Genomic DNA, 14,999 nt, shown 5'->3' with positions numbered 1-14,999 from the left:
ACATATGAAAAGGGAGCAACAGTAAATGTTGCTCCCTTTTCATATGTAATCTATTCACTCTACATAACCCTCTTAAACATCTTCTCCAACTCATAAGTAGAATGATGCACAAGAATTGGTCTTCCGTGCGGGCATGTGTACGGGTTTGTTGTTGTACGTAGTTCTTCCAGTAAAGCAAATATTTGATCGTTCGTTAAATATTGATTCGCTTTAATGGATGCTTTACAGCTCATCATGATGGCTGCTTCTTCACGTAACTTTTTAATATCAACTTTTTTTAGTTTAACAACTTGCTCCATCATTTCATCGATGATTTCTGTTTCTTGTCCTTTCGGGAACCATGTTGGATGCGAGCGGACGATAAAGGATTGATGGCCGAATTGTTCTAAAAATAGCCCGACTTTTTTTAGTTCTTCTAACTGCTCTTCGACACGTAAAAATTCAGTAAGAGATAAATCAATACGGTACGGTACAAGTAACTCTTGTACTTCTTGCGCTACTCTTCCTACTTTATCACGGAAGTATTCATAATTAATACGTTCCTGCGCGGCATGCTGGTCAATCATATATAATCCTTTATCATTTTGAGCGAAAATATATGTTCCATGCATTTGTCCAATTGGATAAAGCGGTGGTAAGTCATTCCCGTTCATCTCAATCTCTTTTATTTCCCGAACTTCTTCTTCTAATTCCTCTAGTTCAAAGTCCTCTTCATTACTGTCCCACGATTTCTCTTCTTGAATTGGCTCTTCGATTATCGGTTTAGTGGGTGGTTGCCAACTTTGTTCTTCTCTCACGAGCGACTGTGGTGGTTGCCATTCTTGCTTCGGTGGTTGCCAAAGCTGCGCAGGCTGTTTCACAGCCTGCGGTTCTTCTTGTTTTGCATCCATGCCAGTCGGTAAAACGATGTCCGGCATAGATGGTTCTTTCGGCTTCGCATGCTCAAACTGGAACTGTTCTTGCACACTTTCGTCTTTTTCTTTTTTCTTCGTTGTTACACCTGCATCTGGAATAAGCTGTATTTTTTTAAATGCAGCTTGCAATGTTTCTTCGATCAGCTTTAGCAATTCTTGTTCTTTACTAAAACGAACTTCTAATTTCGCTGGATGTACGTTAACGTCAACTAGCATTGGATCCATTTCAATCGATAAGAAACCAATTGGATACCGGCCAACTGGCAGTAATGTATGGTATCCTTGCTGAATTGCTTTCATTAATACAAAGTTTCGAACGTAACGACCATTTACAATCGTTGACATATAATTACGAGATGCTCTCGTTACTTCTGGTAATGTTACATAACCTTTAATTGTAAAGTCTAAAGATTCAGCTTCAATTGGAACAAGCTTCTTCGCAACTTGAATACTGTAAATCGATGCAAGTACTTGTCTTACATCACCGTTACCTGACGTATGAAGCAATTTCTTTTCATTATGAAATAGTTTTAACGATACTTCTGGATGTGACATTGCAATACGATACACGATATCTGTAATATTTCCGAGCTCTGTATGAATGGTTTTCATATATTTAAGACGTGCTGGTGTATTAAAGAATAAGTTTTGTACTGTAATATCTGTTCCTTTTCGGCTCGCAGTCTTCTCTTGCTTTATAATGTCTCCACCTTTAATAATAAGGTGTGTACCAGGCGCATCACCTGTGCTAGTAATTAATTCTAATTCACTAACTGAGGCAATACTTGGCAATGCCTCACCGCGGAAACCGAGTGTTCTTATGCGGAACAGATCGTTTTCATCTTTAATTTTACTCGTTGCATGGCGTTCAAAAGCGACGATACAGTCTTCTTCTGCAATACCATCACCATTATCAATGATACGAATTTTCGATAACCCAGCTTCTTCTAAGTGGATTTCAATAGATGTACTATTCGCATCGATAGAATTTTCCACAAGTTCTTTTACGACTGAAGCAGGGCGCTCTACTACTTCCCCTGCCGCAATTAAGTTAGAGAGTTGGTCATCGAGTTTGCGAATTTTCCCCATCTACTTACTCATCCTTTCTTTAACTTTTTCTGTAAGCGATACAATTCGTTCATCGCTTCTAAAGGTGTCATATCAAGTAAATCGATTTTTTTAATTTGCGCCAGTACTGCTGTTTCTTTTTGATCTAGCAGAGGCTTTTCTTGTTTCTTCGAAGACTGTTCTCCTCCAAAGAAAGATAGTTGCGATTCTTCTTCAGTCTCTACTTTCGTTTCCTGTATTTCTGCTATTTCTTCTTTTACAACTACAGGTTCTGGAGTAGCTTCTTGTACTTTCACTTCTACTCGTTTTGGAATAATAATTTCTTCCTGTCCTTCTAGCTGTGCTAACACTTCTTTCGCACGAGCGATTAGGCTATCTGGAAGCTCCGCAAGTTGCGCAACGTGAATTCCGTAACTTTTATCAGCTGCTCCATCTTGAATTTTATGAAGGAATACTACTTTTCCATTCTCTTCAATTGCTGAAACGTGTACATTTTTCAGTTGATTTAAACTCTCTTCTAACACCGTCAATTCGTGATAATGCGTAGAGAATAACGTTTTTGCACCAATTTGGTCATGAATATGTTCAATAATCGCTTGTGCAAGTGCCATACCATCATACGTAGATGTACCGCGTCCAATTTCATCGAATAAAATTAAACTTCTTTCTGATGCGTTTGCAATTGCATTTTTCGCTTCTAACATTTCGACCATAAATGTACTTTGACCTGAAATTAAATCATCCGCTGCACCAATTCTCGTAAAGATTTGGTCAAATACAGGTAATACTGCTTCTGTTGCTGGTACGAAACAACCGATTTGCGACATAACCGTTACAAGTGCTAATTGTCTCATATACGTACTTTTACCAGACATGTTCGGCCCTGTAATTAAAAAGACATCCATATTCTCTGGCATAATACAATCATTCGGTACATACAATTTCCCGTTCAATACTTTTTCAACAACAGGATGACGACCATCTTTAATAAAGATTTCGCGCTTCGTTGTCAGTACAGGTTTTACAAACTGTTCTTCTTCACTAACTGTCGCAAAACTTTGCAGTACGTCTAATTCACTAATTACTTTCGCTAAATGTTGTAATTTCGGAATAAATACTTTTACTTCTTCACGAAGTGCTGTAAATAAATCGTATTCTAGCTGTACAATTTTTTCTTCAGCTTCTAAGATTAACGTTTCTTTTTCTTTCAGTTCATCTGTAATGAAACGTTCAGCATTAGCAAGCGTCTGTTTACGCTCATAGCGACCTTCTGGAAGTGCTGCAAGATTCGCTTTCGTTACTTCAATGTAGTAACCGAAAATACGGTTGTATCCGATTTTTAATGATTTAATTCCGGTAATATCACGTTCTCTTTTTTCAAGCTCAGCAATCCACGTTTTCCCGTTTTTACTAACGTAACGATATTGATCAAGCTTGTCATTATAACCATCTTTAATAATATCTCCATCTTTAATCGAAAGCGGTGGGTTTTCTTGAATACTTCTTCCTAGTAATTCTGTTAAGCTTTCACATGGATCTGCACCTTGAATTAATCTCGATGCATAAGCGTTATCTAACAAACTAATTGCTTCTAAAATAGCTGGTACTTGAAGCAATGAACGTCTTAATTGTAATAAGTCTCTTGCATTTACGTTACCAAATGCAACTTTTCCTGCTAAGCGTTCTAAATCATATACTTCTTTTAACTTTTCCTTTAAATCTTCACGTAAGAAGTAATCATTTACAAACGTTTCAACCATTTCTAAACGCTCTTCAATTCTTTCTTTCTGTATAAGTGGACGTTCCATCCACTGTTTTAACATACGACCACCCATAGCTGTTTTCGTCTTGTCCAATAACCATAATAGTGATCCTGTTTTTTCTTTCGTTCGAAGTGTTTCTGTCAGTTCTAAATTTCGCTTTGAATGTACATCAATTTTCATAAATTGATTCGTATAATAAATTTCTACTGGTTGCAAATGATCTAAAGAACGTTTTTGCGTTCTTATTACATAGTTAAATAAACGTCCAACTGCTTTAATTAATTTTGCTTGTGAAACATTTTTCACAAGATGTTCTAATCCTTCCGGAATTGCCGTTGCATCTTCATACGAAATCGTCATTTTCAATGTTTCAGTTAACTTGTTTAGTTCATCTTTAGAAAATGAAGAATCAACAACAATTTCTTTCGAACCAGTTGCATACACTTCTAATAAAATATCTTCTACTGAACCAGTCAATAACGTTACTGTATTTTGTCCAGTCGTTAAGTCGTTACAAGCTAATGCATATGATCCATCTTCAAAATGTGTTAATGCGGCTAAGAAGTTATTTTCTTTCTCATCAATTGTACGCCCTTCCATCATCGTTCCTGGCGTAATTAATTGTACTACTTCACGACGTACTACACCTTTAGCTGTTTTCGGATCTTCTACTTGCTCACAAACAGCTACTTTATATCCTTTTTCAACAAGTTGTTCAATATAGTTTTTAGCCGCATGATACGGTACACCGCACATTGGTATACGTTCACTACTACCGCCATCTCGGCTCGTTAATGTAATTTCAAGTTCATGAGCTGCTTTTACAGCATCCTCAAAGAACATTTCATAAAAATCGCCTAAGCGAAAAAATAAAAAGGCATCTTGATAATCTGCCTTAACCTTTAAATATTGCTGTATCATAGGCGTATATTGAGTCATACTTTTCCTCCATAATTCTTACATGATAATCTATTTTCATATATGTCGCATTTCACGGACACTCTTATCTCCTATTTCAGGAGTCTTTCTTCATTATAACATATTTCATAAAGAATCATGTTCATTCAGCCCCACTTATGTAAAGTAAAAAGCTAGGAAGAACTTCTCCCTAGCTTTCTATTACTCTTCTTCTGCATCAACTATAAAGTTCGGATCTAATTCTTCAAATTCATCATCAGCAATTTGGAAATCATCATCTGATTCTACGCAGCCTTCAGGATTTACACTTACACAAATTTTCGTTTCTCCAACTACTTCTGTTACAAATTCACGTTCTACAGTTACAACAATTTTATTACCATTTGGTGATACAAGTGCTTCTAAACAATTTGGCGGCTGAATAACACGAGCAATAATTTCTAAATCGTCACCAGAAAAGTTTTTATCACGATAACCAATACTTACTTCGTCCGTGTAGTTCACACGTTCTGTTACAACTTCAGTCTTTGTATTTCCATCAAATGAATACCAAGTGTTCACATCATAGAAACCTTCAATTTCCACATGTTTTCCATTCTTTCTTGCTTCGTACGAGTGGTTAATTACCCAGCACCCTAAAATACTTGTTGGCTCATTATTCGATTCACATGTATGCGTTGACTTTGTATACTTACGTCCTTTTCCAACCACTGCTTTTGTAATAATCTCTCTAAATTCGGACATTCGTAACCCTCCTCAATCACTATTCACTTAATCATATGCGTGACAATAGCGGAATGTGTCATTCTTTTTTTGAGAAGAACTTACGTTTAATCCACAAAAAAAAAAGAGATGTCAATATGACATCTCTTTAACAACCACAATTTCCTTTTTTACTTTCTACCGCTGCGCCAGTTTCACCCTTTAGTACATCGCCACCAGTTGAAATTAATATTTCATCTGTTACGTTGTTAGAAATTGTACTAGCAACTAACTGTAATAAGTCATTTACGTATGTTTGTGAAGATTTAAATTGTTGTACGACTGGAATACTGTCTAACTTATCTTGCAATGCATCAATTTCAGCTTCTACCTTTTTTAAAGCTTCCCATTTCCCGTAATGTTGCAAGTTTACTGCTTGTTTTTGCAGTGCTTTAATTTCATCGATTGCGCGCTTTACATTTTCATTTTTATGAATTTGCGCCTCTGCTTTCTTAAAAAAATCAACTTCTTCTGTTTCAGAAATCATTTTTGCTAATTCTTTCGCTTGTTCAACAATGTCATCTTTCGAATATACTTTCATCTATTATTTCACCTCAATCGGCTCTTCAACTAATTCCCCGTTAAGAGACCAAGTTTTTGCTTCCGTTATTTTCACTTTCACAAGCTGACCAATTAAAGATTTTGAAGCGACGAAGTTTACAAGTTTATTCGTACGAGTATAACCTGCAAGTACTTCCGGATTATTTTTACTTTCCCCATCAACTAACACTTCTACAATTTGACCTTTGTAACGACTATTCTTTTCAATTGCCAACGTATTTACTAGTGTATTTAAGCGCTGAAGACGTTCTTTCTTTACTTCCATCGGTACATTATCTTTCATTTTTGCAGCTGGTGTACCTTCGCGAGGAGAATAAATGAATGTAAAGGCAGTATCAAACCCTACTTCACGATATAACGACATCGTTTCTTCAAATTGCTCATCTGTTTCATTTGGAAAACCAACGATAATATCTGTTGTTAATACTACATCTGGAATTGCTTCTTTAATTTTTCTTACAAGTTCTAAATAATGCTCACGCGAATATTTACGTGCCATAATTTTCAGCATATCTGTACTTCCAGATTGAACTGGTAAATGGATATGTTCTACTAGGTTGCCACCTTTTCCAAGCACTTCAATTAAGTGATCATCGAAATCACGTGGATGGCTCGTTGTAAAACGAATACGGGCAATATCAACTTTACGAAGTTCGTCCATTAAATCGCCAAGACCGTATTCTATATCTTCAAAGTCTTTACCATATGCATTTACGTTTTGTCCAAGTAACGTAATTTCTTTATAACCATTTGCAGCTAAATGACGAATCTCTTGGATAATATCTTCTGGACGTCTACTTCGCTCTTTTCCGCGTGTATACGGTACAATACAATACGTACAGAATTTATCACAGCCATACATAATATTTACCCAAGCTTTAATATCACCACGACGTACTTTCGGAAGATTTTCAATTACGTCACCTTCTTTTGACCATACTTCAACTACCGTCTCTTTCGAGAACATCGCATCTTTTAGAATGTACGGTAATCTATGAATATTATGCGTTCCAAATACCATATCTACATGCTGATTTTTTTGCATAATTTTATTTACAACAGATTCCTCTTGAGACATACAACCACATACACCAATTAAAAGGTCTGGATTTCTTCGTTTGAGTGACTTTAAATGGCCTAGCTCACCAAACACCTTATTTTCAGCATTTTCACGAATTGCACAAGTGTTTAATAAAACTACATCTGCATCCTCAGTTGAAAAAGTTGGTTCATATCCAAGTGCTGTGAAAATACCTGCCATTACTTCCGTATCATGCTCATTCATTTGACAACCATATGTACGAATATAGAACTTTCTTCCTGTACCAAAATTGCGAAACTCTTCAGGTAAGCCAAAATCCCGTTCAATTTTAACTTCTTCTTTTCCACGCTTTTTCGCATCCTTTAAGGAAGGTGGTTGATATACACTTTCAAAGTATTGACTATAATCTTTCTCTTCTTTTTTCGTAGAGGAATTTGCTTGTTGACTTGCTAATCGTTGTTGCTCGTTCATCGGTAATCTCCTTTCACCCTTAACTATACACACTCTATAGTCCATTTTAATGCGCTTAGACTCACCTCAAAAATGGTTAGATAGCTGGAGAGATAACTTGTCCTTTGAAACTTGAGTAATCAATCTAATCATTCATAAGAATGAAGTCTTCCCCACGCAAATAGACATTCCCTTTTTATCATTTCTTGTTGTCCTACCCAAAAGCATATTGCTTTATCCCTATAAACATTACCATAGTATGACGTGTTTCGCCAATCTTAACAATACAAAGGCCTTTTATTACCTTACATTTCATAAGCAATGAACTTGCCATTTTCATACAACGATTCATATATCATTTTATCATTCTGAATTTTCTAAGTAAATAAGGCTACCCTATATTTTTGTACATAAAAAAAGGTTGCCAAATCGGCAACCTTTTTTTCTTACATTACATAAATTCAGCAACAAGCTCATCAAACATTTTCTGATCCATATTTAAATCAGATTTCACTAAAGGCTCTTCACTATAGCCTTTAACAAGTTCTTGATATGATGGTTGCTTAGTATTTTGATAAATTAACCCTGTTACTAAACCGTTATTTTCCATTAAAGTTTGCATAGCCATCATGCGATTAGATGGATCATATCCCTCTACTGTGCTTAGTTTCGTTAAGTTCTCTTTAAACCAATCGTAAGTATTTACTTTATTGTAAGTAACACATGGGCTAAATACGTTAATTAATGAAAATCCTTTATGGTTAATACCAGCTTCAATAATTTGTGTTAATTCTTTTAAATCACTCGAAAAGCTTTGCGCCACAAATGTCGCACCAGCTGTTAAGGCCATTTCCATTACATTTAGTGATGGTTCAATTGAACCTTGTGGTGTGCTTTTCGTTTTAAATCCAGCTTCACTACGTGGTGAAGTTTGCCCTTTTGTTAATCCATAAATTTGGTTATCCATTACGATGTACGTAATGTCGATATTACGACGAATAGAATGGATTGTATGTCCCATACCAATCGCAAATCCATCACCGTCACCACCTGAAGCGATAACTGTTAAATCACGATTTGCCATTTTCACACCTTGTGCAATCGGAAGGGCACGACCATGAATACTATGCACACCATATGAATTAATATAACCTGAAATACGGCCTGAACAGCCGATACCAGAAATAACAGCAAGTTCATCTGGATTTAGGCCAACGTTAGCTGCCGCACGTTGAATTGCAGCTTGCACTGAGAAGTCTCCGCAACCTGGGCACCAGTTTGGCTTTACACTGTTACGAAAGTCCTTAAATGTTGCCATTTAATACAACCCCTTTTTTGCATTCGTTGTAAATCTCTTTCGGCAAGAATGGGTTTCCATCATATTTTAAAAGACTAGAAATTTTCTCACCATTACCAAGATTCATTTTCATAATGTTAGCAAGCTGACCTGTTGCATTGTTTTCTACTACTACAACACGCTTCGCCTTTTTCACAAGTGGATCGATTTCAGCTGTTGGGAACGGGTGAATTAAACGCACATGAGCATGGTTTACTTTCATACCCTCTTGTTCTAAACGCGTCATTGCCTCTTCGATCGCACCACGAGTTGAGTTAAATCCAACAAGCAATACGTCTGCTTCTTCATGCTTAACATTTTTATAAACAGGGGTATTAAACTTCAAGTTCTCCATTTTACGGAAACGTTTGTCCATTTGATCTTTACGGTTTATTGCTGATTCCGATGGTTTTCCAGTTTCATCATGTTCTACACCTGTAACATGGTGAACACCATTTTTCATACCAGGTAAAACACGTGGTGAAACGCCGTCTTCTGTTACTTCATAACGCTTGAAGTATGCTTTATTTTCACGTTCTGGTAATTCTGCTTCTAAATCAAGCTTACCACGACGAATTTCCACTTTATCTAATTTAAGTGGTTCTACTGTTTGTTTTCCTAACGAAAGCTGTAAATCTGTTAAGAAAATAACAGGAACTTGATATTCTTCAGATAAGTTAAATGCTTCTACAATGTCATAGAAAGCTTCTTCAACTGTACTTGGCGCCATTACGATTTTTGGAATTTCACCATGCGTACCGTAAATCATCGCCATTAAGTCAGACTGTTCTTGTTTCGTTGGTAATCCTGTACTTGGGCCGCCACGTTGTGTATCAACAATTACTAATGGGGTTTCTGTAATACCTGCTAAACCAATTGCTTCCATCATTAATGAAAGACCAGGACCAGCAGATGCCGTTAATGTACGAACACCAGCATAGTTTGCACCGATTGCCATTGTACAAGCTGCGATTTCATCCTCAGTTTGGATTACTGTTCCGCCGACTTTCGGTAATTTTTTAATTAAGTATTCCATAATTTCTGATGCAGGTGTGATTGGGTATGCTGACATAAAACGAGCACCACCAGCTACCGCACCAAATGCGATTGCATCGTTTCCAATCATAAACATGCGTTTTTTACCATCAGCTTTTTCAAGCTGCATCATGTTTACTTTCTCACCTAGTAATTCTTTCATATATTGAGAGCCGCGTTTAATTGCGTCCATATTCTTTTGAACGACTTGCTCTCCTTTACGACCAAAGATTTCTTCAACAACATCTAAATAAGCTGTTTCATCTAATCCTAATACTGCACTTGATGCTCCTACAGCAACCATGTTTTTCATTAATGATGTGCCTAATTCTGAAGCAATATCTGTAAACGGTATCACATATAGATTTACATCTGTATTGTCAGGTATTGTTGGATTAAATTTCGCATCCGCAACTACAATTCCACCTGGACGTAGTTCGTGGAAATTAAAATCAATTGTTTCTTGGTCAAAAGCAATTAAAATATCTAAATCATCTGAGATCGCTCGTACTTCTGTTGTACTTACACGAATTTTATTATTTGTATGGCCGCCTTTTATACGTGATGAGAAGTGGCGGTAACCGTATAGGTAATATCCTAATCGGTTTAATGCAATACAGAAGATTTCTCCTGTACTTTCAATTCCTTCACCTTGTTGGCCTCCAACTTTCCATGAAAGTTGACTAATCATCTCCTACACCCCTTTTGGCTGCATTCATTGTAGTGTATTTTTTTACAGTAATAGTTTAGCATTTTTTATGCAAATAAACTACAACGGACGCAAATTATGCCTCTTCTGATTTCCCTGAATCTTTAGTATAAAGCTATTTTGTTTTTCATTCTAGTATTAGGTCTTAAAAAAAGCAATAAAATCAAATGAATTAATTTTAATTTTTCTGAATTTTAAATCAGAATTTAAAAACTCATATGTTCTACAAAATTATCATATAAAAATCGTTCTACAGTAGATGTAGCATAGTGTTTACAAAGCTCATTCATTACATTTTCATAATCTCGATACGCTGATACATTTACAACTGTTTCTAAAATCCCATCAAAATCGGAACCAAATCCTATATTGTTTTCTCCACCTAGCGAGCAAATATATTCGATATGTTTTATTATATCTGTTATATTTGCTTGCCTTTCGCTTGTTAGAAATTGCGGTACAAAAGTGACACCGATCATGCCATTTTTCTTTATAAGAGCTTTAAGTTGTTCATCATTCAAATTACGTGGGTGCTCGCAAAGTTTCATACAATTTGAGTGGGAAGCAATAGGATTTTTTGCAATCTCTATAACATCCCAAAAACTTCTTTCATTCAAATGAGACACATCAGTCCATACATGTAACGTATTCAGTTCTTGTACAACATGTTTACCAAAAGTCGTTAAACCCGCCCCACGTGTCTCTAGCGCACCATCAGCTAAGAGATTGGCATAATTCCATGTTAGTCCAAAAGAACGTACTCCTAGGCGATACAACAACCGTAATTTCATTGCATCTTTTCCAATTGTTTCGCATCCTTCTATTGTTAATATCGCTCCAATCTCGTCCTGTTTTAATATGTTAATATCATCTTTTGTCTGAATAAACTTCACACCTGGTAGGGATAAAATTTCATTATAAAAAATATCTACCATTTGTAATGCTACTTCAAATCGGTTCTCATATGCCACTGTTTCTGGTACATATATAGCAAAACATTGTATACTTCCTTTTCTTCTCTTTAACTGTTCAAATGTAATATGTAATTGTGAATCATCTTTAAAATTCCTTTTCCCTTGTGCACTCCATAACTGAAGAAGCACGTCACAATGAGCATCAAAAATTTTCATTTTCATTCCTCCATTATAAAAACAACCTGTTTGCATACTGCAAACAGGTTGTTTAAACTTAACGAGGTTCTACAATTAATTTTATTGCTGTACGCTCTTCGCCATCAATCATAATATCTGTAAACGCTGGGATACAAATCAGGTCCAAACCACTAGGCGCTACAAATCCTCTTGCGATTGCTACTGCCTTTACAGCTTGGTTCAATGCACCTGCACCAATAGCTTGAATTTCTGCTGTTCCGCGTTCGCGAATAACACCTGCAAGTGCACCAGCTACAGAATTAGGGACCGACGTTGCTTTAACTTTTAATATTTCCATTCCGCGTTTCCTCCTCGTTTCTTTAAAAAGTATTAGCAATTATTTCACTTTAACTTATATTCACGAGGAATGGCGCGTATTCCTGCTAAATTTTCGTAATTTTTCTAAAAAATTAAAATATAATAACTTATCTAAAATTTGACGGAAATTTACTCAAAAAATGGTTGATCGTCATTAATTAAAATACGTTCAATTTTCTTTGCTTTTCCTGTATTTGGATCCACATCAATTAACACTGCACTTAATTGCGTTCTGCCATTTGTTACTTCAAATCGTACTGGTAAGTTTGTTAAAAACTTCTTCAATACTGCTTCTCTGTCCATACCTAATATTCCGTCATACGGCCCTGTCATCCCAACATCTGTAATGTATGCCGTTCCGCTTGGTAAAATACGGTTATCCGCTGTAGGGACATGCGTATGCGTACCTACTACTGCTGTAGCACGTCCATCTACATACCAACCTAGCGCTTGTTTTTCACTTGTAGTCTCCGCATGGAAATCAACAAATATAATATTCGTACGTTTTTTCGCAATATTAATTAATTCATCCACTTTACGGAATGGACAATCAATTGGAGGAAGGAAAGTACGTCCTTGTAAATTAATAACTGCAACTTCTGTTCCATTACAGTTCACAAAGATAAGTCCTTTTCCTGGAGTTCCTTCTGGAAAGTTAGCTGGTCTTGCAAGATATTTTGCATCATCGATGAATTCAAATACTTCACGATTATCCCAAGCGTGGTTTCCAAGTGTAACTGCCTGCGCCCCACACTCTAAAAAGTTTCGATATATTTTTTCTGTAATCCCACGGCCACCTGCTGCATTTTCTCCATTAATGATTGTTACTGTAGGTGTATATTTTTTCTTTAATGCCGGTACGTATTGTTGAATCATACCTCTACCAGGAGATCCTACTACATCCCCAACAAATAATATTCTCATATGTCTTACCCTTTCTATGTACTGCATTTTTTATTGCTATAGCATCAAGTAAATTCCTTATAATATCTTTATTATAAGTTTGTTTCACTTTTATGCTATATAACTAACTGTCTTTATTTTATCCAATTCCAACACAAAAAAATAAAGTGGTGTTTCACCACTTTATTTTGCGTATTCCACTGCACGTGTTTCACGAATAACAGTTACTTTAATATGTCCTGGGTAATCCAGTTCATTTTCAATACGTTTTCGGATATCACGAGCTAAACGATGAGCTTCTAAGTCATCGATTGTATCTGGTTTTACCAAAATACGAACTTCACGTCCTGCTTGAATTGCAAATGATTTTTCAACGCCTTCATAAGACTCTGAAATCTCTTCTAACTTTTCAAGACGACGAATATAGTTTTCAAGTGTTTCACTACGAGCTCCCGGTCTTGCAGCTGATAAAGCATCTGCTGCTGCAACTAAAACTGCAATGATAGAAGTTGGTTCTGTGTCACCATGGTGAGATGCAATACTGTTTATAACTACAGGATGCTCTTTATATTTCGTTGCAAGTTCAACACCAATTTCAACGTGGCTTCCTTCTACTTCATGGTCAATCGCTTTTCCGATATCATGTAATAGACCTGCACGTCTTGCTAGTTTTTCATCCTCGCCAAGCTCTGCCGCCATAAGTCCAGTTAAATATGCAACTTCCATAGAGTGTTTTAAGACGTTTTGACCATAACTTGTACGGTATTTTAAACGACCTAAAATTTTAATTAAATCTGGATGTAATCCGTGAACACCTACTTCAAACGTTGTTTGCTCTCCGACTTCGCGAATATACTCGTCCACTTCACGTCTTGATTTTTCGACCATCTCTTCAATACGCGCTGGGTGAATACGTCCGTCCTGTACTAGTTTATCAAGAGCGATACGAGCTGTTTCACGACGAATTGGGTCGAATCCAGAAAGGATTACCGCCTCTGGTGTATCATCGATAATTAAGTCAATACCCGTTAACGTTTCTAACGTACGAATATTACGACCTTCACGCCCGATAATACGTCCCTTCATTTCGTCATTTGGAAGATTTACAACCGAAACGGTTGTTTCAGCAACATGATCAGCTGCACATCTTTGCATTGCAAGAGATAAAATCTCTTTTGCTTTCTTATCCGCTTCTTCTTTCGCGCGAACTTCACTTTCTTTTACCATAACAGCGATTTCATGAGAAACTTCACTTTCTACTTTACCAAGAATAATTGCTTTCGCTTGTTCGCGTGTCAGATTGGAAATGCGCTCTAATTCTGTTTGTTGCTTTTGAACTAACTCTCCCACTTTGCTTTCCAACTCTTCAATCTGTTGTTGTCTCGCTACAAGAGATTCCTCTTTCTTCTCTAACTGTTGCTCGCGTTTATCGAGCGTTTCGTCTTTACGATCAAGGTTCTCTTCTTTTTGCATTAAACGATTTTCTTGTTTTTGTAATTCGCTTCTACGGTCACGAATTTCTAATTCAGCTTCTGTACGAAGTGTATGAATTTCATCCTTTGCTTCTAAAAGCGCTTCTTTCTTAAGTGCTTCAGCATCACGATTCGCTTCGTCTAAAATACGTCTCGCTTCATTAGCTGCACCATTAATCTTCGCTTCAGCAATAGACTTTCGAACAAAAAAGCCAACAACTGCACCGACTGTTGCAAGCAAAATGGAGATGAGTATCCAAACTGTACTCGTCATGATTTCACCTCCCCTTGCTATGAATGAAAAAAGACTGTCGGCATGTACATTGAATTACAACATACAGCAAAGACCGTCGTCCCGCTTTTTTAAGGGACTTTCTTCATTTCACAATTAAAATGTCATATTATTATTTCGGTAAGATTTAAACCTTACTCCGAATATTACTTCTCTTCTTGAGAAGAGTATATTGTATATAAGAAAAAATATACATTCTCATTGTATCTATCGTAATTTTCATTGTCAAGCGTTGTCTACTTTTACTTTCTTTACCTTCAGCCTTGAATGTGACCTAAATTTAAAAAGTAAGGAGCCTACTATAC

The 14,999-nt window shown here is 36.4% G+C and carries 11 protein-coding genes; all 11 read right to left on the bottom strand.

From position 1 onward, the window contains the following. Positions 1-59: 59 nt before the first annotated feature. Complete coding sequence (gene mutL, locus ABWK52_RS25055) at positions 60-2,003, bottom strand: DNA mismatch repair endonuclease MutL (RefSeq protein WP_061654842.1); 1,944 nt, start codon at positions 2,001-2,003, stop codon at positions 60-62. 8 nt (positions 2,004-2,011) lie between these two features. Beyond that, a complete protein-coding gene (mutS, locus tag ABWK52_RS25050; protein ID WP_000196029.1) occupies positions 2,012-4,684 on the bottom strand; it encodes a DNA mismatch repair protein MutS in 2,673 nt (890 codons plus the stop codon). Between the two features lie 180 nt (positions 4,685-4,864). Continuing rightward, positions 4,865-5,407, bottom strand: a complete 543-nt coding sequence (gene cotE, locus ABWK52_RS25045) for an outer spore coat protein CotE (RefSeq protein ID WP_001288799.1) — start codon at positions 5,405-5,407, stop codon at positions 4,865-4,867. A 127-nt stretch (positions 5,408-5,534) separates the two neighbouring features. Beyond that, complete coding sequence (locus ABWK52_RS25040) at positions 5,535-5,966, bottom strand: RicAFT regulatory complex protein RicA family protein (RefSeq protein WP_000870461.1); 432 nt, start codon at positions 5,964-5,966, stop codon at positions 5,535-5,537. A gap of 3 nt (positions 5,967-5,969) precedes the next feature. Then, positions 5,970-7,499 carry a tRNA (N6-isopentenyl adenosine(37)-C2)-methylthiotransferase MiaB gene (miaB, locus tag ABWK52_RS25035; RefSeq protein WP_084064016.1) on the bottom strand — a complete coding sequence of 510 codons (1,530 nt, stop codon included), beginning with the start codon at positions 7,497-7,499 and terminating at the stop codon, positions 5,970-5,972. A 430-nt stretch (positions 7,500-7,929) separates the two neighbouring features. After that, entirely contained in the window at positions 7,930-8,796 is an 867-nt protein-coding gene (locus tag ABWK52_RS25030) for a 2-oxoacid:ferredoxin oxidoreductase subunit beta (protein WP_000190155.1), read from the bottom strand. Continuing rightward, positions 8,783-10,540: a 2-oxoacid:acceptor oxidoreductase subunit alpha gene (locus tag ABWK52_RS25025; protein WP_000625417.1), complete on the bottom strand. Its 1,758-nt coding sequence runs from the start codon at positions 10,538-10,540 to the stop codon at positions 8,783-8,785. The genes ABWK52_RS25030 and ABWK52_RS25025 overlap by 14 nt, the downstream gene beginning before the upstream one ends. 224 nt (positions 10,541-10,764) lie before the next feature. Continuing rightward, positions 10,765-11,688, bottom strand: a complete 924-nt coding sequence (locus tag ABWK52_RS25020; RefSeq protein WP_098280754.1) for a dipeptidase — start codon at positions 11,686-11,688, stop codon at positions 10,765-10,767. A gap of 58 nt (positions 11,689-11,746) precedes the next feature. After that, the gene (spoVS, locus tag ABWK52_RS25015) at positions 11,747-12,007 is read right to left on the bottom strand and encodes a stage V sporulation protein SpoVS (RefSeq protein ID WP_000404341.1); all 261 of its coding nucleotides are present in this window, start codon (positions 12,005-12,007) and stop codon (positions 11,747-11,749) included. 149 nt (positions 12,008-12,156) lie between these two features. Then, positions 12,157-12,951 (bottom strand): TIGR00282 family metallophosphoesterase, encoded by a 795-nt coding sequence (locus ABWK52_RS25010; protein ID WP_001221095.1) that lies wholly within the window; start codon positions 12,949-12,951, stop codon positions 12,157-12,159. A 162-nt stretch (positions 12,952-13,113) separates the two neighbouring features. Beyond that, the gene (rny, locus tag ABWK52_RS25005; RefSeq protein ID WP_000204911.1) at positions 13,114-14,676 is read right to left on the bottom strand and encodes a ribonuclease Y; all 1,563 of its coding nucleotides are present in this window, start codon (positions 14,674-14,676) and stop codon (positions 13,114-13,116) included. Positions 14,677-14,999 lie beyond the last annotated feature (323 nt).

This window comes from Bacillus sp. AP50 (assembly GCF_040492675.1).
Classification (GTDB): Bacteria; Bacillota; Bacilli; order Bacillales; family Bacillaceae_G; genus Bacillus_A; species Bacillus_A cereus.
The sequence above is the reverse complement of the archived record's forward strand: the minus strand, read 5'-3'. Positions and strand labels throughout refer to the sequence as shown.

Excerpts from the sequence above, each read along its gene's own strand:
- rny (WP_000204911.1), bottom strand. The coding sequence starts at position 14,676 with ATGACGAGTACAGTTTGGATACTCATCTCCATTTTGCTTGCAACAGTC.
- mutL (WP_061654842.1), bottom strand. The coding sequence starts at position 2,003 with ATGGGGAAAATTCGCAAACTCGATGACCAACTCTCTAACTTAATTGCG.
- ABWK52_RS25020 (WP_098280754.1), bottom strand. The coding sequence starts at position 11,688 with ATGAAAATTTTTGATGCTCATTGTGACGTGCTTCTTCAGTTATGGAGT.
- spoVS (WP_000404341.1), bottom strand. The coding sequence starts at position 12,007 with ATGGAAATATTAAAAGTTAAAGCAACGTCGGTCCCTAATTCTGTAGCT.
- ABWK52_RS25010 (WP_001221095.1), bottom strand. The coding sequence starts at position 12,951 with ATGAGAATATTATTTGTTGGGGATGTAGTAGGATCTCCTGGTAGAGGT.
- mutS (WP_000196029.1), bottom strand. The coding sequence starts at position 4,684 with ATGACTCAATATACGCCTATGATACAGCAATATTTAAAGGTTAAGGCA.
- cotE (WP_001288799.1), bottom strand. The coding sequence starts at position 5,407 with ATGTCCGAATTTAGAGAGATTATTACAAAAGCAGTGGTTGGAAAAGGA.
- miaB (WP_084064016.1), bottom strand. The coding sequence starts at position 7,499 with ATGAACGAGCAACAACGATTAGCAAGTCAACAAGCAAATTCCTCTACG.
- ABWK52_RS25025 (WP_000625417.1), bottom strand. The coding sequence starts at position 10,540 with ATGATTAGTCAACTTTCATGGAAAGTTGGAGGCCAACAAGGTGAAGGA.
- ABWK52_RS25040 (WP_000870461.1), bottom strand. The coding sequence starts at position 5,966 with ATGAAAGTATATTCGAAAGATGACATTGTTGAACAAGCGAAAGAATTA.
- ABWK52_RS25030 (WP_000190155.1), bottom strand. The coding sequence starts at position 8,796 with ATGGCAACATTTAAGGACTTTCGTAACAGTGTAAAGCCAAACTGGTGC.